General features: G+C 72.5%; 16 protein-coding genes. 12 read left to right on the top strand and 4 right to left on the bottom strand.

Annotation, left to right across the window (positions count from 1 at the left end):
• Nucleotides 1-35 precede the first annotated feature (35 nt).
• A complete protein-coding gene (truA, locus tag ACFYYH_RS12140) occupies nt 36-923 on the top strand; it encodes a tRNA pseudouridine(38-40) synthase TruA (protein ID WP_388549279.1) in 888 nt (295 codons plus the stop codon).
• 25 nt (nt 924-948) lie between these two features.
• Here truA and ACFYYH_RS12135 read toward each other — a convergent pair whose 3' ends face one another.
• On the bottom strand, nt 949-4,167 hold the full coding sequence (locus ACFYYH_RS12135) for a glycosyltransferase (RefSeq protein WP_388549278.1): 3,219 nt from the start codon (nt 4,165-4,167) through the stop codon (nt 949-951).
• 146 nt (nt 4,168-4,313) lie between these two features.
• Nucleotides 4,314-5,186, bottom strand: a complete 873-nt coding sequence (locus tag ACFYYH_RS12130) for a hypothetical protein (RefSeq protein WP_388549276.1) — start codon at nt 5,184-5,186, stop codon at nt 4,314-4,316.
• Between the two features lie 150 nt (nt 5,187-5,336).
• On the opposite strand from ACFYYH_RS12130, the gene ACFYYH_RS12125 reads away from it, so the two are divergent.
• The 4 genes from ACFYYH_RS12125 to glmM all read left to right on the top strand — a co-directional run bounded on the left by ACFYYH_RS12125 (nt 5,337) and on the right by glmM (nt 9,837).
• Entirely contained in the window at nt 5,337-6,956 is a 1,620-nt protein-coding gene (locus ACFYYH_RS12125) for an ABC-F family ATP-binding cassette domain-containing protein (protein ID WP_388549274.1), read from the top strand.
• 317 nt (nt 6,957-7,273) lie between these two features.
• Nucleotides 7,274-7,717: a 50S ribosomal protein L13 gene (rplM, locus tag ACFYYH_RS12120; RefSeq protein WP_388549272.1), complete on the top strand. Its 444-nt coding sequence runs from the start codon at nt 7,274-7,276 to the stop codon at nt 7,715-7,717.
• Nucleotides 7,718-7,759: 42 nt separating this feature from the next.
• Nucleotides 7,760-8,287, top strand: coding sequence for a 30S ribosomal protein S9 (gene rpsI / locus ACFYYH_RS12115; RefSeq protein ID WP_388549271.1), 528 nt, complete (start codon nt 7,760-7,762; stop codon nt 8,285-8,287).
• Between the two features lie 191 nt (nt 8,288-8,478).
• The gene (gene glmM, locus ACFYYH_RS12110; protein WP_388549270.1) at nt 8,479-9,837 is read left to right on the top strand and encodes a phosphoglucosamine mutase; all 1,359 of its coding nucleotides are present in this window, start codon (nt 8,479-8,481) and stop codon (nt 9,835-9,837) included.
• Between the two features lie 400 nt (nt 9,838-10,237).
• On the opposite strand, the gene coaA is transcribed toward glmM, so the two are convergent.
• Complete coding sequence (gene coaA / locus ACFYYH_RS12105; RefSeq protein ID WP_388549269.1) at nt 10,238-11,233, bottom strand: type I pantothenate kinase; 996 nt, start codon at nt 11,231-11,233, stop codon at nt 10,238-10,240.
• A gap of 152 nt (nt 11,234-11,385) precedes the next feature.
• On the opposite strand from coaA, the gene glmS reads away from it, so the two are divergent.
• From glmS to ACFYYH_RS12070, 7 genes are all read left to right on the top strand, one after another.
• Entirely contained in the window at nt 11,386-13,233 is a 1,848-nt protein-coding gene (gene glmS, locus ACFYYH_RS12100; protein ID WP_388549267.1) for a glutamine--fructose-6-phosphate transaminase (isomerizing), read from the top strand.
• A gap of 85 nt (nt 13,234-13,318) precedes the next feature.
• Complete coding sequence (locus tag ACFYYH_RS12095) at nt 13,319-13,687, top strand: holo-ACP synthase (RefSeq protein WP_388549264.1); 369 nt, start codon at nt 13,319-13,321, stop codon at nt 13,685-13,687.
• Between the two features lie 4 nt (nt 13,688-13,691).
• Entirely contained in the window at nt 13,692-15,152 is a 1,461-nt protein-coding gene (locus ACFYYH_RS12090) for an NAD(P)H-hydrate dehydratase (RefSeq protein WP_388549262.1), read from the top strand.
• A gap of 137 nt (nt 15,153-15,289) precedes the next feature.
• Nucleotides 15,290-16,456: an alanine racemase gene (gene alr, locus ACFYYH_RS12085; RefSeq protein WP_388549260.1), complete on the top strand. Its 1,167-nt coding sequence runs from the start codon at nt 15,290-15,292 to the stop codon at nt 16,454-16,456.
• A 137-nt stretch (nt 16,457-16,593) separates the two neighbouring features.
• The gene (locus ACFYYH_RS12080) at nt 16,594-17,928 is read left to right on the top strand and encodes an alpha/beta fold hydrolase (protein WP_388549258.1); all 1,335 of its coding nucleotides are present in this window, start codon (nt 16,594-16,596) and stop codon (nt 17,926-17,928) included.
• Entirely contained in the window at nt 17,900-18,511 is a 612-nt protein-coding gene (tsaE, locus tag ACFYYH_RS12075) for a tRNA (adenosine(37)-N6)-threonylcarbamoyltransferase complex ATPase subunit type 1 TsaE (protein WP_388549256.1), read from the top strand. Before ACFYYH_RS12080 ends, tsaE begins: the two co-directional genes overlap by 29 nt.
• Nucleotides 18,512-18,983: 472 nt before the next feature.
• Nucleotides 18,984-19,115: a hypothetical protein gene (locus ACFYYH_RS12070; protein ID WP_388549254.1), complete on the top strand. Its 132-nt coding sequence runs from the start codon at nt 18,984-18,986 to the stop codon at nt 19,113-19,115.
• A gap of 18 nt (nt 19,116-19,133) precedes the next feature.
• On the opposite strand, the gene ACFYYH_RS12065 is transcribed toward ACFYYH_RS12070, so the two are convergent.
• Nucleotides 19,134-19,697 carry a hypothetical protein gene (locus ACFYYH_RS12065; RefSeq protein ID WP_388549252.1) on the bottom strand — a complete coding sequence of 188 codons (564 nt, stop codon included), beginning with the start codon at nt 19,695-19,697 and terminating at the stop codon, nt 19,134-19,136.
• Nucleotides 19,698-19,749 lie beyond the last annotated feature (52 nt).

The raw sequence follows: 19,749 nt of genomic DNA, 5'->3' as shown, positions 1-19,749 counted from the left end.
CGGCCGTGAAGGGGAGCGGGCAGGTGAACGGGACCATGGAAGAGACGGGCGCGGGCCGGGGCGAGGGTGCGGCCGAGGGAGCGGCGCCCGGGTTCGTACGGGTGCGGCTGGATCTCTCGTACGACGGCAAGGACTTCTCCGGCTGGGCGAAGCAGGCGACCCGGCGCACCGTCCAGGGGGAGATCGAGGACGCGCTGCGCACGGTCACACGCTCCGCGCGGACCTATGAGCTGACCGTCGCCGGGCGCACGGACGCGGGGGTCCACGCGCGCGGGCAGGTCGCGCACGTCGATCTGCCGGAGTCCGTGTGGGCGGAGCACCGCGAGCGGCTGCTGCGGCGGCTGGCGGGGCGGCTGGCCCATGACGTACGGGTCTGGAGGGTCGAGGAGGCGCCCGCGGGGTTCAACGCGCGCTTCTCCGCGCTCTGGCGCCGGTACGCGTACCGCGTGGTGGACCATCCCGGCGGTGTCGATCCGCTGCTGCGGGGCCATGTGCTCTGGCACGACTGGCCGTTGGACGTCGCGGCGATGAACGCGGCGTCGGCCGGGCTGCTCGGTGAGCACGACTTCGCGGCGTACTGCAAGAAGCGCGAGGGCGCCACGACCATCCGTACGCTCCAGCGGCTGGAGTGGGAGCGGGACGCGCGCGGTGTGATCACCGCGACCGTACGGGCCGACGCCTTCTGCCACAACATGGTGCGTTCGCTGGTGGGCGCGCTGCTGTTCGTGGGGGACGGGCACCGGCCCGTGGAGTGGCCCGCGAAGGTGCTGGCGGCGGGGGTGCGGGACTCGGCGGTGCATGTCGTACGGCCGCACGGGCTCACGCTGGAGGAAGTCGGTTATCCCGCCGATGAGTTGCTGGCCTCGCGGAGCCGGGAGGCCCGCAACAAGCGGACGCTGGGCGGCGCGGCGGGCTGCTGCTGACCTCGGTGCCGGGGCTCGTGCGTGCTCAGGGGCGCCGCAGGCGCCTCCCCGCCCGCCGCAGCAGCCCCGGCTTCCCGGGCTCGGGCGGCCTGGCGACGGAGACCCGCAGCGACAGGTCAGCCCGCGGATCGGTCCAGTACGGCGTGATGCGGCGGTCGGGCGCGGCGGGGTGCGGTACGGGGGTGAGCCGCTCGGGGACACCGGGGCCGCGCACCCCGCCGAGCCGGGCGTTCTTCGTCCAGCCGAGGGCGGTGAGCCGTACGTACAGGTCCCAGACGCCGTCCGTGAGCGGTGTCCCGTCCACGGCGGTGGCGGGATCGAGGGACGCGGTCCCGGTCACGCCCAGGGCGCCGCCCTCCCGGCGGACGGTGATCTCCGTGGGCAGCCGGTGTTCGGCGCCGCCCGCGCGCTCGCGCAGGACGAGTACGGCGGTGGCCTTCCCGGGGGCGGCGGCGCCGGTGAGCGGCTCGCGCGCGAAGCGCTCCCGCAGGGCGGGGGAGAGCCCGTCCGGGGCCAGGGCCGGTGCGCCGTCGTCGGTGGTGGTCAGGCCCACGGGGCCCTCGGCGGCCAGCGGCTCGGCGGTGAAGCCGATCCTGAGCCGCCCGTCGTCCCGCCACGAGAGCGCGTCCAGCCGGGCACGGCAGCCGATGGAGGACTCCCAGCGGGTGAGGGCCAGGAGATCTTCCGGGCGGTCGTCGACGATCAGTCCGACGGCCAGCCGGCGCGCGGCGGGCAGTCCCGCCACGGCTGTGGGGGAGATGCCGTCCACGACGACCTTGCGGATCTCGTGGAAGAGCTCACGCCGGGCGTCGTCGTCCAGGTCGAGCAGCCGCTTGCCGCTCAGCCGGTCCAGGATCTCCACCCGCAGCCAGCGCCGGTGCAGCCGGTCCCGTGCGGCGCCGGGCCCGGTGAGCCGGTCGGTCATCTCCAGCAGCCCGCTCAGCGCGCCGTAGAACACCCCGGGCGGTACGGGCGCCTGCCCCTGGCGCGGGGGCCCGTACCGGTAGCAGACATGGCTGCCCAGGACGGCCGTACGGCCCGCCCGTAAGGTCGCCTCGGCCGTGAAGGCCTGACCGGCCAGGGGACGGCCCTCGGTGAAGCGGAGCCCGTGCCCGGCGAGGAAGGCGCGGTCGAAGAGCTTGTCGGGGGTGAGGCTGTCGGCGAGCGGGTCCCTGGCGAGGGTGGCCCGGGGCCGGTCCCGTACGAACAGCTCACGGGGAACGGGCCTGTCCTTGGCCGCCGGCTTGCCCGCGACGATGTCGGCGTCGTGCTCGACGCCGTACGCGTACATGCGCTCCAGGGCGTCCTCGGTGAGACGGTCGCCGGGCTCCATGAACATCACATACGCGCCGGTGGCGGCGTCGGCGCCCGCGTCGCGCGGCTCGGTGCCCGGCGGGGTGTGCGCCACCGGGATCACCTCGACGTCCCGGGCGGGCAGGGTCTGGGCGGTCAGCGAGGCGAGCGTGGCCCCGACGGCCTCCGGGTCCGCCCCGGCCGTGGGCAGGACGACGCTGACCTTCGGCGGACGGGGGCGGGGCGCCGCGTCGCTCGCGCGTACGGTCAGGGCCAGCCCGTCGCCCGAGAGCACGGGGGTGATCTCGTGGCCGCCGAGGATCTCGGGGGCGGGCAGGTCCACCTCGTCGGCGGCGGTGCTCCCGCCGAGCCGTGCGTACCGGTCGAATCCGGCGCCCATCAGCCGGATCCGCACCTCCCACACCCCCTCGGCCAGCGGCGCGCCGCCGGCCGCGCGGAGCGGGTCGACGGCGAAGCTGCCACGGACGACGGGACGGACGAGCACGGCCGTACCGTCGGCGCCTTCCCCGCTGCCGTCCGCCGTGGCGTCCCTGCTGCCGTCCGCCGTGCCGACTCCGCCGCTGTCCGCCGTGCCGACTCCGCTGCCGTCCGGCGTGCCGACCCCGCCGCTGTCCGGCGTGCCGCCGCCGGCCTCGGGGGTCTCCCGTGTGGTCCTCGGCGCGGGTTCCTCCTCCAGGGCGAGGGAGGTCTCGCGCGGCATCACCCACACATGCGCGCTCTCCGTGTGGCGCAGCAGCACATCGGCCTTGAAGCTCTTCAGTTCGTCGGTCACCTCGACGGGCTCGGAGAGCACACCGTCCGTGAGGGCGGGCGCGAGGAAGTACCGCTCGCCGCGGCGGGCCAGCAGCAGCCCGGAGCCGCCGGGGTCCCCGGCGAAGCGCGCGGTGAAGGAGGCCTTGAAGCGGTCGCGGTTCCAGAGCGGACGCTCGACCGAGCACCGGGCCACCAGATCGCTCTGGCGGCGGGTGAACTCGGTGAGGTCCTCGCGGCGGTCCTCCCGGAGCAGGACCGACCGGGTGCGCGGGACGGCGGCCAGCCCCTGGTGCACACCGTTCGTCATGAACTCCATGGCCAGGTCGCGCACGGCCTCGTACGGATCGTCACGGAACGGCGGGTCGGCCGGCAGCCCCCGGGGCGGCACACCGACCCGGGACAGCATCTCCACCCGGTAGAAGCGGCGCAGCAGCCGGTCGCGCTCGGGTCCCGGCCCGGTGCCCGCGACGACGGTCGCCATGACCTCGCGCAGATTGCCGTAGTACCACCGCGGGTCCATCGGCGAGGTGCCCGCGTTCTCGGCGTCCTCGCGGGCCCAGTACGTGTAGCAGACGTAGTCGCCGAGGACGGAGACGACGGACGCCTTGAGATAGGAGCGGACCATGAAGAGCTGGTCCTCCAGGATCCAGGGCCCCTCGGGGTGCGTGATGCCGTGCTCGCGCAGGAACGCGGTACGGAACATCTTGTGCGGGGTGAGGCTGTCGATGAGCGGCGCGTCCCACACCGTGCAGCGCTCGCGGGTCCGGCTCATCAGACCGTAGGGGACGCCCCGGCTGCGGAAGTTGCTGGCGACCTTGCCGATCACGATGTCGGAGCCGTTGCGCCGCCCCATCCCGGACAGCCGCTCCAGCGCCTGCGGCGCCAGCCGGTCGTCGTGGTCGACGAACTGGACGTACGCGCCGTTCGCCTGCTCCACCCCGACGTTGCGCGGCTTCCCCGGCCAGCCCGAACGGGGAACGCGTGTCAGACGGAAGTGGTCATGGGCGGCGACCAGCGCGTCCAGATGATCGGGTGTGCCGTCGGTCGAGCCGTCGTCGACGAAGAGCACCTCGAACCGGGAGCGCGGCAGCGTCTGCCGGAGCATCGACTCGACCAGTGGCTCGATATGGCGCCCCGAGTTGTACGTCGGGACCACCACCGTGACTTCGACCGCCATCCGCCCCACACCTCTTGATGTCTCGCTTACCGCACAAGTCGCATCGACTCTACGCGTACCGGACATCTACCCGGACCCGGACATGAGGGGCTCCGGGCCGGTGAAACGATGGGCGCTCGTCGTGCGCCGTGTCCCCGTGATCCGCGTCAGGCGGCGGGAGCGGTGGCCGCCGCCGAGGCCTGGGCCCGGCCCCGGCCCAGGATCTGACGGAACGTGAACTCCGCGATGTCGTCACCGGTGGTGTAGACGTCCTTGTCGGACTCGGTGACGTCCTTGCCGCTGGTGAACCCGCCGACCGTGAAGTAGACGTACCGGCCCACGGAGTTGGTGACCTTGCGGCAGACCGAGGGGGCCCGGCAGAAGGTCGGGACCCCGTCGCCCGAGAGCGAGGCGATGCCGCCCTTGGCCTCGTCCTTGGCCTTCAGCGCCTGCGCCTCCTTCTCGAAGACGGCGACCCCGACGGTCACCGCGACCCCGTCCTTGCTGTAGGTGGCGCGGATGACCTGGTCACAGCCGTTCGAGGCGAGGATGGAGCCGAGGGTGCCCTGCGCCGCCGCGGCGCAGTTGGTCGTACGGGTCGTGGCGCCCTTGCGGTAGACGCGGTCGCCCATCGTCAGCCTCCCGCCGGGGAAGAGGGTGTCGGCGCTCAGCGGCGCCTTGTCCTTGTCGGCGCTGGAGATGAAGTCCTTCGGGTTCGGCGGGGGGAGCGGATCGACCGAGGAGAAGGTCGGCTCCGGCGCCGCGCTCTCGGTCGGCAGCTCGGGCGGCGCGGGCAGCTCGGTGGCGTTCTTGTCCGAGGCCCGCTCGCCGCCCTTGTCCATGGAGACGACCGCGGTCGCCACGATCGCGCCGACCGCGGCGGTCGCCAGCACCCCGCCGCCGATCATCAGCCAGCGCTTGCGGCGCGCACGCGCGGCCGAGGCGTCCGCCAGCGCGGCCCAGTCCGGCGTCTGCGATCCGTACGGGTCCTGTCCGGGTCCGCCGGGGCCGCCCCAGGATCCCCCTTGCCCATAGCTCATGCCGCGCAGTTTAAGGCCGCCCGCGCGGGCGTCGCGCCCCGGAGGGAGAAGAGCCCGGCGACGAGCGCGACGGGAGGAACGGGAAGGGGTTCGGGAAAGGGGCCGGGAAAGGGTTTGGGTTCTCGCGGCGGCTGCCCCGACAATGCGGCCATGGGACATCTAGAGGCCGCGCACCTGGAGTACTACCTCCCCGACGGACGGGTGCTGCTCGGCGACGCCTCGTTCCGGGTCGGCGAAGGGGCCGTCGTGGCCCTCGTCGGTGCCAACGGCGCCGGCAAGACCACCCTGCTGCGTCTGATCGCGGGCGAGCTCCAGCCGCACGGCGGCACGGTGACCGTCAGCGGCGGGCTCGGGGTGATGTCGCAGTTCGTGGGCTCGGTACGGGACGAACGTACGGTCCGTGACCTGCTGGTCTCGGTCGCCCAGCCGCGTATCCGCGCCGCGGCGGACGCGGTCGACGAGGCCGAGCACGGGATCATGACGGTCGACGACGAGGCCGCCCAGATGCGGTACGCGCAGGCGCTGAGCGACTGGGCGGAGGCCCGCGGCTACGAGGCCGAGACGGTCTGGGACATGTGCACGATGGCCGCGCTCGGCGTCCCGTACGAGAAGGCGCAGTGGCGTGAGCTGCGCACGCTCAGCGGCGGCGAGCAGAAGCGGCTGGTGCTGGAGGCGCTGCTGCGCGGCCCCGACGAGGTGCTGCTCCTGGACGAGCCGGACAACTATCTGGACGTGCCCGGCAAGCGCTGGCTGGAGGAGCGCCTCAAGGAGACCCGCAAGACGGTCCTCTTCGTCTCCCACGACCGGGAGCTGCTGGCCACGGCGGCCGAGAAGATCGTGAGCGTGGAACCCAGCCCGGCCGGCTCGGACGTATGGGTGCACGGCGGCGGGTTCGGTACGTACCACGCGGCGCGCAAGGAGCGGTTCGCCCGGTTCGAGGAGCTGAAGCGGCGCTGGGACGAGGAGCACGCCCGGCTGAAGGCACTGGTGCACCGGCTGCGGCAGCAGGCGGCCATCAGCCCCGACATGGCCTCGCGCTACCGGGCGATGCAGACACGCTTCAAGAAGTTCGAGGACGCGGGACCGCCGCCCGAGCCGCCGCGCGAGCAGGAGATCACCATGCGGCTGCGCGGCGGACGCACCGGTGTACGGGCCCTGACCTGCGAGGGTCTGGAGCTGACCGGGCTGATGAAGCCGTTCTCGCTGGAGATCTACTACGGGGAGCGGGTGGCCGTCCTCGGCTCGAACGGCTCCGGCAAGTCGCACTTCCTGCGGCTGCTGGCCGGGGAGGACGTCCGGCACGAGGGGAAGTGGAAGCTGGGCGCCCGGGTGGTGCCGGGACACTTCGCACAGACCCACGCCCACCCGGAGCTGCTGGGCCGCACGCTGGTCGACATCCTGTGGACCGAGCACGCGAGGGACCGGGGCGGCGCGATGAGTGTGCTGCGCCGGTACGAGCTGGAGCGCCAGGGCGACCAGCCCTTCGAGAAGCTCTCCGGCGGCCAGCAGGCGCGCTTCCAGATCCTGCTGCTGGAGCTGCGGGGCACCACGGCGCTGCTGCTGGACGAGCCGACGGACAACCTGGACCTGGAGTCGGCCGAGGCCCTTCAGGAGGGCCTTGAGGCATACGAGGGCACGGTGCTCGCGGTCACCCACGACCGCTGGTTCGCGCGCTCCTTCGACCGGTATCTGGTGTTCGGCTCGGACGGGGTCGTACGGGAGACACCGGAGCCGGTGTGGGACGAGCGACGGGTGGTACGGGCGCGGTAGCGGCGGGGCGGGACCTCTTCCCCGCCCGCCCGGCCCCCGTCTCCGCCCGGCCCCCGCCCGCCCGTACCTCGTCTCCGCCCGGCCCCGGCCGGTACCGCACCCATCGTTTTGACCCGTACGGGGCCGCGACGGTATTCTTCTGGTTCGTTATGCGTATTGGCTTGGTCGTTCTCACGCGAGGGGCCCTTACGCCGGTCCACCGGGCCGATGACCAGCGGCAGGCTACGGGTTGCGTCCCCGTATGTCCGTCAAGGCTGTCGTGATCGTCCGGGTGGCCTTGTCAGGACCCACTCACTGAAGAAGCGAAGGCTACGACCGTGCGTACGTACAGCCCCAAGCCCGGCGATGTGACGCGCCAGTGGCACATCATCGACGCGCAGGACATCGTCCTGGGCCGTCTGGCGACCACTGCCGCCACCCTTCTCCGGGGCAAGCACAAGCCCATTTACGCGCCGCACGTTGACACCGGTGACTTCGTCATCATCATCAACGCGGACAAGGTGCACCTGTCCGGCAACAAGCGGACCCAGAAGATGGCGTACCGCCACTCCGGTTACCCGGGTGGTCTGCGCTCCGTCCGTTACGACGAGCTGCTCGACAAGAACCCCGAGAAGGCCGTCGAGAAGGCCGTCAAGGGCATGCTTCCCAAGAACACCCTGGGCCGCCAGATGCTCTCGAAGCTGAAGGTCTACGCGGGCGACCAGCACCCGCACGCCGCTCAGCAGCCGGTCCCGTTCGAGATCACCCAGGTCGCGCAGTAGTTCCGGCCACCCCCTAAGACGAAAAGAAATCTGAGGAGCATCGTGGCCGAGACCACTGTCGAGAACCCCGTCGAAGGCGCCGAGGGCGAAGAGACCTTCGAGGCGGTGACCACCTTCGAGTCGGAGGTCCCCGTCGAGGGCGAGTACACCTCCGAGTCCCTGGCGTCCCGCTTCGGCGACCCCCAGCCGGCCGCCGGCCTGGGCCGTCGCAAGAACGCCATCGCCCGCGTCCGGATCGTCCCGGGCAGCGGAAAGTGGAAGATCAACGGTCGCACCCTTGAGGACTACTTCCCCAACAAGGTGCACCAGCAGGAAGTCAACGAGCCCTTCAAGGTGCTCGAACTGGACAACCGCTACGACGTCATCGCCCGTATCTCGGGTGGCGGCGTCTCCGGCCAGGCCGGCGCGCTGCGCCTCGGCGTGGCCCGTGCGCTGAACGAGGCGGACGTGGACAACAACCGCGCCCCGCTGAAGAAGGCCGGCTTCCTGAGCCGCGACGACCGCGCGGTCGAGCGCAAGAAGGCCGGTCTCAAGAAGGCCCGTAAGGCCCCGCAGTACAGCAAGCGCTAATCGCTCGCTGGCCGGTCCAGGCATTACGCCTGTACGGCATTCGTTCGCCCCGGCGGCACTCCGTGCTGCCGGGGCGTTCGTTTTCTTGGTGATCTCGGGCGTATAACAGCATCAGGCGATCAATAGTTTGCATTTTCGGAGCATTTTCGCTCGGAGCGGTAATGGCTCGGAGTGTTCTCGGAGGGAGAGCTGTGGGACGACTCTTCGGTACGGACGGTGTGCGCGGTGTCGCCAACGCCGATCTGACGGCGGAGCTGGCGCTCGGTCTGTCGGTCGCGGCGGCGCATGTGCTCGCCGAGGTGGGGACGTTCGACGGGCATCGGCCCACGGCGGTGGTCGGACGTGATCCCCGCGCGTCCGGCGAGTTCCTGGAGGCCGCGGTGGTGGCGGGGCTCGCGAGCGCGGGCGTGGACGTCCTGCGCGTCGGTGTGCTGCCCACCCCCGCGGTGGCGTATCTCACCGGCGCGTTGGGTGCCGACTTCGGCGTGATGCTGTCCGCGAGCCACAACGCCATGCCGGACAACGGCGTCAAGTTCTTCGCGCGCGGCGGGCACAAGCTCGCGGACGAGCTGGAGGACCGGATCGAGACGCTGTACGAACAGCACCGCACCGGCGCGCCCTGGCAGCGGCCGACGGGGGCGGGCGTGGGCCGGGTCCGTACGTACGACGAGGGCTTCGACCGGTATGTGGCGCATCTCATCGGGGTGCTGCCGAACCGGCTCGACGGGCTCAAGGTCGTCCTGGACGAGGCGCACGGCGCGGCGGCCCGGGTCTCGCCCGAGGCCTTCGGGCGGGCCGGCGCCGAGGTGATCACCATCGGCGCGGAGCCGGACGGGCTGAACATCAACGACGGCTGCGGCTCCACCCATCTCGACCAGCTCAAGGCCGCGGTGGTCGAGCACGGCGCGGACTTCGGCATCGCGCACGACGGCGACGCGGACCGCTGCCTCGCGGTGGACGCGGCGGGCGAGGAGGTCGACGGCGACCAGATCCTCGCGGTGCTGGCGCTGGCGATGCGCGAGGCGGGCACGCTGCGCGGGAACGCGGTGGTCGGCACGGTGATGTCCAACCTCGGTTTCAAGCTCGCGATGGAGCGTGAGGGCATCCACCTCGTCGAGACGGCGGTGGGCGACCGGTACGTACTGGAGTCCATGAAGGAGCACGGCTACGCCCTCGGCGGCGAGCAGTCGGGCCATGTCATCGTGCTCGACCACGCGACGACCGGTGACGGCACCCTGACCGGGCTGCTGCTGGCGGCCCGGGTCGCGGCGACCGGCAGGACACTGACGGACCTCGCGGGTGTGATGCGGCGGCTGCCGCAGGTGCTGGTCAATGTGCCGGATGTCGACAAGTCACGGGTGCACACCTCGGCGGAGCTGGCGGCGGCGGTGTCCGAGGCGGAGTCCGAGCTCGGCACCACGGGCCGTGTCCTGCTCCGCCCCTCGGGCACGGAACCGCTGGTACGGGTGATGGTCGAGGCGCCGGACATCGACCAGGCGAGGTCGGTGGCGAGCCGGTTGGCGGACGTCGTGAAATCGGCCCTGGGCTGACGGACCCGACGAGGATCCGGGCCGTCCGGGCTCCGGAGTCCAGGGCCCGACCAACGGCACGGCGGGACGGAAACCGCCCGGGAACCACCGGGAAGGAACGATTTGCCGGAGTACGGGCGCCGGCGCCGGCTCCGGCCCAGGGCCTGGAGCCCGGCGTTCGTCGTTCGGCTCCCGGCGTTCGGCCCCGGACCTCGGGCCGCCCGGCCGCTGCGGCTGTGGCCGGGCTGCCGGGTCCCGGTGCCGCCGGGTGGCCCGGCCGCGGGCCCGTCATTTCTTCCCGGCGGTCCGGCACCTCGGCCTTCCCGGCGGGCCGGCCCCCGCCCGTCCGGCGGGCCGGAGCACCGCCCGGCCTACGCGACGGCGGGCCCGTCCCCCCGGGGCCGCATCTTCACGGAAGGGCTCAGAGCTTGCGGAGCGAGAGCCGCTGGACCTTGTGGTCGGGGCCCTTGCGCAGCACCAGCGTGGCACGGCCGCGGGTGGGGGCCACGTTCTCCAGCAGATTGGGCCGGTTGACGGTCCGCCACATCGTACGGGCGTACTCCAGGGCCTCGTCCTCGGAGACCCGGGTGTACTTCGTGAAGTACGAGGCGGGGTTCTGGAACGCCGTCTCGCGCAGCCTGCGGAACCGGTTCAGGTACCAGCTCTCGATGTCCTCGGCGCGGGCGTCCACATACACACTGAAGTCGAAGTAGTCCGCGAGCGCGACCCGTGTCCTGCCGTCCTTGCCGGGCAGCGCGGGCTGGAGGACATTGAGCCCCTCGACGATCAGGATGTCGGGGCGCCGTACGGTGAGCAGTTCGCCCGGCACGATGTCGTAGATCAGATGCGAGTAGACGGGCGCGGTGACCTCCTCCTTGCCCGCCTTGATGTCGGCGACGAACCGGGTCAGGGCCCGCCGATCGTACGACTCGGGAAAGCCCTTGCGCGCCATCAGCCCGCGCGCCGTCAGCTCCTCCATCGGCAGCAGGAAGCCGTCGGTGGTGACGCGCTCGACCCGGGGGTGCTCGGGCCAGCGCGCGAGCAGCGCCTGCAACAGCCGGGCCACGGTCGACTTCCCGACGGCCACACTCCCGGCCACCCCTATGACGAACGGTGTACCGCGCTGGGCGCCGTGCCCGTTGCCCGCGTCCCCCAGAAAGGTGTTCAGCGCGCCCCGCAGCCCGGCCGTGGCCTGGACATAGAGATTCAGCAGCCGCGACAACGGCAGATAGACGTCCCGCACCTCGTCGAGGTCGATGACGTCCCCCAGCCCCCGCAGCCGCTCCACCTCCTCGGCGGACAGCGGCAGCGGCGTCTTGTCCCGCAGCGCGCTCCATTCCTCCCGGGTGAGGTCCACATAGGGGGTCGGCCCATGGTCCGTCCGGCGGAGGGCACTTCGTGGCGACGAATTGATCACGCCCCATTGTCGGCTCCCGGCGCCCCGCGCGGAGGGTGTGCTCAGTCACGTACCGCCGGGCGCGGGGGCCGGACGGGTACTCGTGCGAGGGGTGTGAGGCGGGCGCTCCGCGGTTACGCGGGGTGCGGGGGTGTGCGCCGTAGGCTGCCGACATGTGTGGAATCGTGGGTTATGTCGGTGGACAGTCGGCGCTCGATGTGGTCATCGCGGGCCTCAAGCGGCTCGAGTACCGCGGATACGACTCGGCCGGGGTCGCGGTGCTCGCCGACGGGGGGCTGGCCGCGGCGAAGAAGGCGGGCAAGCTCGTCAATCTGGAGAAGGAGCTGGTGGAACGGCCGCTGCCGGCCGGAGTCACCGGGATCGGGCACACCCGGTGGGCCACGCACGGCGGGCCGACCGATGCCAACGCGCATCCTCATCTCGACAACGCCGGGCGGGTCGCGGTCGTCCACAACGGGATCATCGAGAACTTCGCCGCGCTCAGGGCCGAGCTGGCCGACCGGGGCCACGACCTCGGGTCGGAGACCGACACCGAGGTCGTGTCCCATCTGCTCGCGGAGGCGTTCTCGTCGTGCGGCGCCCTGGCCGAGTCGATGCGGCAGGTGTGCCGGCGGCTGGAGGGGGCCTTCACCCTGGTCGCCGTGCACGCGGACGAGCCGGACGTGGTGGTCGGGGCACGCCGCAACTCACCGCTGGTGGTCGGCGTCGGGCACGGCGAGTCGTTCCTCGCCTCGGACGTGGCCGCGTTCATCGCCCATACGCGCTCCGCGATCGAGCTGGGCCAGGACCAGGTCGTCGAGCTGCGCCGCGACGGGGTGACGGTGACGGACTTCGAGGGCGCCCCGGCCGAGGTGCGTTCGTACCACGTGGACTGGGACGCGTCGGCCGCCGAGAAGGGCGGCTACGACTACTTCATGCTCAAGGAGATCGCCGAGCAGCCCAAGGCCGTCGCGGACACGCTCCTCGGCCGGATCGACGCCCAGGGCGCGCTGACCATGGACGAACTGCGTATCCCGGAGTCCGTGCTGCGGGAGGCCGACAAGGTCGTCATCGTCGCGTGCGGTACGGCCTTCCACGCCGGGCTGATCGCGAAGTACGCCATCGAGCACTGGACCCGGATGCCCTGCGAGGTGGAACTGGCCAGCGAGTTCCGCTACCGCGACCCCATCCTGGACCGGCGCACCCTGGTGATCGCCATCTCGCAGTCCGGCGAGACCATGGACACCCTGATGGCGCTGCGGCACGCCCGGGAGCAGGGCGCGAAGGTACTGGCCATCTGCAACACGAACGGTTCGACCATCCCGAGGGAGTCGGACGCGGTCCTCTACACCCACGCGGGCCCCGAGGTCGCCGTCGCCTCGACCAAGGCGTTCCTCACCCAGCTCGTCGCCTGCTATCTGGTCGCGCTCTATCTGGGCCGGCGGCGCGGTACGAAGTGGGGCGACGAGATCCGGGCCGTCATCAGGGACCTGTCGCAGATCGCGGGCGAGGTGGAGCGCGTACTGGAGACGATGGAGCCGGTACGGGCCCTGGCGCGCTCGCTCGCGGACAAGCGGACGGTGCTGTTCCTGGGCCGGCACGTCGGATACCCGGTGGCCCTGGAGGGCGCGCTCAAGCTCAAGGAGCTGGCGTACATGCACGCCGAGGGATTCGCGGCCGGTGAGCTGAAGCACGGCCCCATCGCGCTCATCGAGGAGGATCTGCCGGTGGTGGTCGTCGTACCGTCGCCGCGCGGGCGTTCGGTCCTGCACGACAAGATCGTGTCGAACATCCAGGAGATCCGGGCCAGGGGCGCGCGGACGATCGTCATCGCGGAGGAGGGGGACGAGGCGGTGGTGCCGTACGCGGACCATCTCATCCGGATCCCGGCGACGCCGACGCTCCTTCAGCCGCTCGTCGCCACCGTGCCGTTGCAGGTGTTCGCGTGCGAACTGGCGACGGCGCGCGGCAACGAGGTCGACCAGCCGAGGAATCTGGCGAAATCCGTCACGGTGGAGTGAGGGGTGGTGAGGGGCGGGGGTGACGGGCGGGACGGGGGCGGGATCATGGCGGGTGAGCGTCGGACGATGGTGAAGGGATGGCGCAGTGATTATCGGGGTGGGGATCGATGTCGCGGAGATCGACCGGTTCGCGGAGTCCCTGGTGCGGACTCCCAAGCTGACCGAACGTCTCTTCTCGGAGCGGGAGTTGTACCTCCCGAGCGGTGAGCGGCGCGGTATGGCCTCCCTGGCGGCGCGGTTCGCCGCCAAGGAAGCCGTGGCCAAGGCGCTGGGCGCGCCCGGCGGACTGCGCTGGACCGACGCCGAGGTGTGTGTGGAGGACAGCGGGCAGCCACGGCTGCGGGTGCTCGGCACGGTCGCGGCGCGCGCCGCCGAACTGGGCGTACGGAGCTGGCATGTGTCGCTCAGCCACGACGCGGGAGTGGCGTCGGCCGTGGTGATCGCGGAGGGTTGACCGTATGCGAATCGCTTACAGCGTGGAGAGCGTCAGGAACGCCGAACGGGAACTGATGGGGCGGCTGCCCGACGGCACGCTCATGGGGCGTGCCGCCAACGGCCTCGCCGTCGTCTGCGCCGGACTGCTGGGAGATCTGCTGGGACGGGTCTACGGGGCGCGGGTCGCCGTACTCGCCGGCAGCGGGGACAACGGCGGTGACGCCCTGTACGCCGCGGCCCGCCTCGCCCGCAGGGGCGCCGGTGTCTCGGCGGTCCTCCTCGCCCCCGACCGGGCGCACGCGGGCGGGCTCGCCGCGCTGCTCGGCGCCGGCGGACGGGTCGCCGAGGACCCCGTCGCCGTCCTGGCCGCCGCCGATCTCGTCCTCGACGGCATCACCGGCATCGGCGGGCACGGCGGGCTGCGTCCCGACGCGGTGGCGTGGGCACGGGCGGCCCGGGAGTCGGGCGCGGTGGTCGTGGCCGTCGATCTGCCCAGCGGGGTGGAGGCGGACAGCGGGGAGGTGGCGGGCGAGGCGGTGCGCGCGGATGTGACGGTGACCTTCGGCACATACAAGCCGGGTCTGCTGATCGATCCCGCGCACGCGTACGCCGGCGCGGTACGGCTCGTGGACATCGGGCTCGCGCCGTATCTGCCCGCCGTCCCCGAGTTCGAGGCGCTCCAGCACGAGGACGTGGCACGGCTGCTGCCGATGCCGACGGGCGAGAGCGACAAGTACCGCCGCGGTGTCGTCGGCGTCGTCGCCGGGTCCGCGCGCTATCCCGGCGCGGCGGTGCTCGCCGTGGCGGGCGCGCTGCACGGCGGCGCGGGGGCCGTACGGTACGTGGGCCCCGGCGGCGACGCGGTGATCGCCCGCTTCCCCGAGACGCTGGTGCACGAGGGCCCGCCGTCGAAGGCGGGCCGTGTCCAGGCGTGGGCGGTCGGCCCCGGCCTGGGGGAGAGCCTCGAGGCCGGCGACGGGCAGGGGGTGGCGGAGGTGCTGGCCTCGGACGTACCGGTCCTGGTGGACGCGGACGGCCTGCGGCTGCTGGACCCCGCGACGGTACGGAGGCGGAGCGCGCCGACCCTGCTCACCCCGCACGCGGGCGAGGCGGCGGCGCTGCTCGGTGTGCCACGGGAGGAGGTCGAGTCGGGCCGGCTGACGGCCGTGAGGGAACTCGCGTCCCGCTACGGCGCGACCGTTCTGCTCAAGGGCTCCACCACCCTGGTCGCCGCACCGGACCATGACGTCCCGGTCCGGATCAACCCGACGGGCACGCCCTGGCTCGCCACGGCGGGCAGCGGTGACATCCTCTCGGGTCTGTCGGGCGCACTGCTCGCCACGGGCCTCGCGCCGCGCGACGCGGCGTCGGTGGCGGCCTATCTGCACGGCCTGTCGGCCCGTCTGGCGTCGCGGGGCGCGCCGGTCTCGGCGCTGGACGTGGCGGCGAGCCTGCCGGAGGCCTGGCGGAACGTGAAGGGCTGACCGGCCCCGGAGACAGGACCGGGGCGGCGCGCCGCCCGGTCCCCGGGCCGGGCGCCGTGCGGTCCCCGGGCCGTGCCGGTCCGAGGGGCCCGGGACGGCGCCCGGCCCCGGCCCCGCGCTCTGAGAGACTGGGCGTGATGACCGGAACCATGCAGACCTCGACCCACCTCAGGGCCCGCGCCGAGGTCGATCTCGCCGCCCTGCGGGGCAATGTGCGCGCCCTGCGCGACCGCGTGGGCCCCGGCACCGCGCTGATGGGCGTCGTGAAGTCCGACGCGTACGGCCACGGGATGGTGCCCGTCGCCCGCGCCGCCCTCACCGCCGGGGCCACCTGGCTGGGGACCGCCACCCCTCACGAGGCGCTCGCCCTGCGGGCCGCGGGCATCACGAGCAGAGTGCTCTGCTGGCTGTGGACCCCGGGTGATCCCTGGCGCGAGGGCATCGAGGCCGATCTCGACATGTCCATCAGCGGGATGTGGGCCCTGCGCGAACTGACCGCCGCCGCCCGCGAGGCGGGCCGCCCCGCCCGTATCCAGCTCAAGGCCGACACCGGCCTCGGCCGCAACGGCTGCCAGCCCGCGGACTGGCCGGAACTGGTCGGCGCCGCCCTCGCCGCGCAGGCCGCGGGCGAGGTGCGGATCACCGGCCTCTGGTCGCACTTCGCCTGCGCCGACGAGCCGGGCCACCCCTCCATCGCCGCCCAGCTCGACGTGTTCCACGAGATGGTCGCTTACGCCGAGAAGGAGGGCGCCGAGCCCGAGGTCCGGCACATCGCCAACTCGCCCGCCACGCTCACCGTCCCCGAGTCGTACTTCGATCTCGTACGGACCGGCATCGCGATGTACGGCATCTCGCCCAGCCCCCAGGTGGGCACCTCCGAGGACTTCGGCCTGCGGCCCGTCATGACGCTCTCCGCCTCCGTCGCCCTGGTGAAGCACGTCCCCCAGGGCCATGGCGTCAGCTACGGCCACCACTACCTCACCCCGCGCGGGACGACCCTGGGCCTCGTGCCCCTCGGGTACGCGGACGGCATTCCCCGCCATGCCTCGGGCCGCGGGCCCGTACTCGTCGGCGGGGTGACACGGCGGGTGGCCGGGCGGGTCGCCATGGACCAGTTCGTCGTGGACCTCGGCGGCGACACTCCCGAACCGGGCGCCACCGCCGTCCTGTTCGGCCCCGGCGACCAGGGCGAGCCGACGGCCGAGGACTGGGCCCAGGCCGCGGACACCATCGCGTACGAGATCGTCACCCGGATCGGCGCACGCGTCCCTCGCGTCTATGTCAACGAGCACGAACCCGTGTGAACACCGGGGCGAAGGCGCGTGCTTGGGGGGGCGTGAACGCGCGCGGACCCCGGGGACGACGCGAACAACCGGAGTGATCTCTCCGGGGTGAAGCGCGGTGCGGCGGGGAAGGCAACGCTGGACGACGAGGAGCGACGGTGAGCGAGAACAGCCCGGTGGGGGACGCGGCGGCCACGACGGCCGCCGCGGTGGCGACGGTCTCGGCGGCCTCGGCGGCGGCTGGCGGCACCTGGCGCAGGGCGGGGGTCGCCGGCGCCGCGATAGGCGTGATCGCCGCCGGAGCCGCCGCCGGTGTGGCGATAGAGAGGCTGACCGTCGGCCGCGGCATGCGCAGGAGGGCGCGGCTCGCGCTCGACGCGTCGGGACCGTACGGAGCGATGCGCGGCACACCGGGCAAGGCGCTCGCCGACGACGGTACGGAACTGCACTACGAGGTGGACGATCTGGACGCCATGGCTCCGCCGGGCGCCCTGGGCGCCGGTGGCGGTGTCGGTGGAGCCGGTGGCGGCGTCAGCGGGGTCGGTGGCGGGGCGTCGCCGGGTTCGCGCCGCCGGCGGCTCTTCGGCCGCAGGACGGCCGTCCCCGTGACCGTCGTGTTCAGCCATGGGTACTGCCTCAACCAGGACTCCTGGCACTTCCAGCGCGCCGCCCTGCGCGGACTTGTCCGTACCGTCCACTGGGACCAGCGCAGCCATGGCCGCTCCGCGCGCGGCGTCGGCCAGAGCGGTACCGGCGCCGTGCCCCTCACCATCGACCAGCTCGGCCGTGACCTCAAGGCCGTGATCGACGCGGCGGCGCCCGAAGGACCGCTGGTGCTGGTCGGCCACTCCATGGGCGGGATGACGATGATGGCCCTGGCGGACCAGTTCCCCGAGCTGGTGCGGGAACGGGTCGTCGGGGTCGCCCTCGTCGGGACGTCGAGCGGAAAGCTCGGCGAGGTCAATTACGGGCTGCCGGTCGCGGGCGTGAACGCCGTACGCCGGGTCCTGCCCGGCGTGCTCAAGGCGCTCGGCTCACAGACCGAGCTGGTCGAACGGGGCAGGCGGGCCACCGCCGATCTCTTCGCCGGGCTGGTCAAGCGGTACTCCTTCAGCTCGAAGGACGTGGACCCGGCCGTCGTACGCTTCGCCGAGCGGCTCATCGAGGGCACCCCGATCGATGTGGTCGCGGAGTTCTACCCGGCCTTCACCGACCACGACAAGGCGCAGGCGCTCTCGGTCTTCCTGGAGGTCCCGGCGCTGGTCCTGGCGGGGGAGAGCGATCTGATCACCCCCAGCTCCCACAGCGAGGCCATCGCCGATCTGCTGCCGGACGCGGAGCTGGTGCTCGTACCGGACGCCGGGCATCTCGTCATGCTGGAACATCCCGAGGTGGTCACGGCCCGGCTCGCCGAGCTGCTCGCGAGGGTGGGCGCGGTGCCCGCGGAGGCTAACGTTGGCAGACATGGAAGCACCGCACAGCCCGGCGGCTGAGACGGCCCCCGGGGCAGCCCGCACCCGCACCACGGGGACGGACGCCGTCCCCGGCACGACCGTCGCCATCGATTCCCCCGAACAGATGCGGGAGCTGGGGCGCGCGCTCGCCGCCCTGCTCCAACCCGGTGACCTGGTGATGCTCACCGGCGAACTCGGCGCGGGGAAGACGACCCTGACCCGGGGCCTCGGTGAGGGCCTCGGCGTCCGTGGCGCCGTCACCTCGCCCACCTTTGTGATCGCCCGGGTCCATCCGTCCCTGGCCGGCGGTCCTGCCCTGGTCCATGTGGACGCGTACCGGCTCGGCGGGGGGCTGGACGAGATGGAGGACCTCGATCTGGATGTCTCGCTGCCGGACTCCGTGGTGGTCGTGGAGTGGGGCGACGGCAAGGTCGAGGAGCTGTCGGACGACCGGCTGCGCGTCGTGATCCACCGGGTGGTGGGCGGCGCCCCCGGGAGCGAGGGCGCGGGGGACGGGGCGACGGGTCCCGGGGGCATGGAGTACGACGACCGGCGGACCGTCACGCTGACGGGATACGGAAGCCGCTGGTCGGACATCGATCTCGGGGTGCTCACCCACTGAGCCGCCGCGGCCCCGGCACCGATCCCCCCCGCCGGGGTCCGGCCGTCCGTTCCTCTTCCCCGGCCTTCCCCGGCTTTCCCCGGCCTTCCTCGGCTTTCCCCGGCCTTCCTCGGCTTTCCCCGGCCTTCCTCGGCTTTCCCCGGCCTTCCTCGGCCGTTCGTTCCTCCCCGGCCCGTTCTTCGCCCGTCCGTTCCCCGTCGGCCCGCTCTTCGTCGGTCCGACCGACGATTCCGTGGCGATTCGGCCAGCCGTTCCGTACGTTCCGACAAGACGTCGGCAAAATGTTGCGCGTGCCATGCCATGCGTGGTCACATGGTATCGAGACTTGGTTAGGTCTACCTAACTACCTACCTGACCACGCCTGCCCCCGGAGCCTCAGGAGGCACCCATGTCGGCGTCAGAACGCGCACCGCGTCCGCAGCCCTCAACGCCCCGGTCACCGTCCACGACGCCTTCGCCGTCGTCCGTATCCATGAGCGCGCTGCTCGCGTCGTGCGCGGCGGCCTCGGCCGTGTCCACACCGCCGAAGGAGCCCTCGGCGGTCGCGACCGCACGGGCCGCCGCGGAGGCGAGAGAACGGGAACGGCGGCGCGACGCCGCCTGACGGAGGGGGCTACGGAGGCTACGGAACGACAACAACGGTCGAGCCGACCGTCGCGAACGTCCACACCGCGTTTCCGTCCGCCACCTTCATCCTGACCCCGCCCGTCTTCAGCGTCGGGTCGGGGCTGGACAGCGTGCCGTCCACCGCGGCGCTGAATCCGATCGACACGTCGTTGACGGTCGTGAACCGTACGACGTGCTCGACCCGTACGCCGTCCGAGCCGGTGACCGCGCCGGAGCGCGAGGTGACCCGGTACGAACCCGGCAGCGGGCTGACCGTGCTCGGCATGACGGCGAAGCTCCGCGTCGCCTGCTCGTTCTGGTTCACCAGCCACACCCGGCGCTGGCCCAGCGCGTACACCACCCGTGCGCCGGTGCCTGATTCCGCGGGGATCGCCAGCGGGTTCTTCTTCTTCTGCGCGGGGGCGCCGCCCGAGGCGGGGGGAGAGGCGGACGGTGCGGTGGCGGGCTTCCCGAGGGTCTTGTCGGGAACGTTCGCGGACGCCTGGTAGGCGAGGAAGCCGACCACGGCGACGGCCGCCGCGGTGAGCCCGGCCACGATTCCCGAGCTGCTCCTGGACACCTTGATCCACCTCTCGTACGTATGACTCCGTGGTGACGGTAGCAGCAGCGGG

Origin of the sequence: Streptomyces sp. NPDC002018, from assembly GCF_042890865.1 — a bacterium.
Classification (GTDB): domain Bacteria; phylum Actinomycetota; class Actinomycetes; order Streptomycetales; family Streptomycetaceae; genus Streptomyces.
Note: the sequence above shows the minus strand (reverse complement) of the source record. Positions and strands in the feature narration are given on the sequence as shown.